This window comes from Variovorax sp. FG153 (assembly GCF_057809595.1).
In genome coordinates this window covers 1-1,077 of sequence record NZ_JBMDKG010000112.1, presented here as the reverse complement: position 1 = coordinate 1,077, position 1,077 = coordinate 1, and the positions used below count along the sequence as shown (strand labels likewise).

At 67.6% G+C, this 1,077-nt stretch carries 1 protein-coding gene; it reads right to left on the bottom strand.

The window, feature by feature from the left end; all coding sequences use genetic code 11:
* On the bottom strand, positions 1-1,077 hold a 1,077-nt coding region (locus ACODT0_RS42310), incomplete at both ends, for a TonB-dependent receptor (protein WP_489044039.1).

Genomic DNA, 1,077 nt, shown 5'->3' with positions numbered 1-1,077 from the left:
CCGGTGTCACGGTGAAGGCCAGGCCGGCCTTGGGGCTCACGAGCGAATCGTGGCCACGTCCGCTGTTGATCGGGCCGTAGAGCGGCTCGCGCCCTTGCACGTCGTAGCGCAGCAGGTCGCCGCGCAGGCCGACATAGCCGCGCCAGCGCTCGCTGAAGTTCACGAGTTGCTGGGCGTGCAGCGAGAACAGGTCCTGCTGCACCTTGTCGTTGCGCACGGTCGAGATTCGTTCGCGGGCCACCGTGTTGTAGAGCCCGACTTCGCCGATGCGGTCGCCGCGCCAGCTGCCGCCGAAGCTCAGCACCCCATCGAGTCCACCGATCGAGTTGGGACGGCTGTGCGTGCCCTGCAGCCCGAAGACCCGCCGGCGATCGGTCTGCTCGAACTGATCGCCCTGCTCGGGGTTGTTGAGGAAGTAGGTGAAGTCCGAGAACAGGTCGAAGCGGTAGTCGATGGCATAGCCACTGAGTTGCGTCTGCCCCTCGGGGCTGTTGTCGAACCACTTGCCCGACAGGCTGATGCGCCGTGTCCTGCCGCCATCGGTGGTGTTGAGCGAGCCGAAGCGCGAGAGCTCGCCGCTGTCGACCAGGCGCTCGGGGATCTGGTCGGTCGCGTTCCAGCGGCTCTGGTAGGCCATGGCCGTGAGGCTGAAGCCGCGCACCGGCGAGCCTTGCGAATAGCGCAGTACCGCGTTCAGCTTGCGCAGTCGCTCGGGCGTGTCCCAGGGTCCGTTGTTGCCTTCGAGCTCGATGGCACCGAGCCAGGTCTGGTCCTGCACGGTGCGCGAGCCTGCCGCGAGCAGGCGGCGGAAGTTGTTGGCGCCCAGCGTGACTTCGGCGAAGGGCGCGTCGAGCGCGCTCACGTAGTCGAGCGAGGCGCTGCCCGCGAGCGAGAAGTCGCCGCCATCGGCGAAGTAGGGACCCTTGCGGTAGCGCACGCCCGAGACCAGGTCGGGGATCAGGAAGTTGAGGTCCGCGAAGCCCTGGCCGTGGCCGTGCGAAGGCATGTTGACCGGCATGCCGTCGACCGTGACCGCGAAGTCGGTGCCGTGGTCGAGGTTGAAGCCGCGCAGGAAGT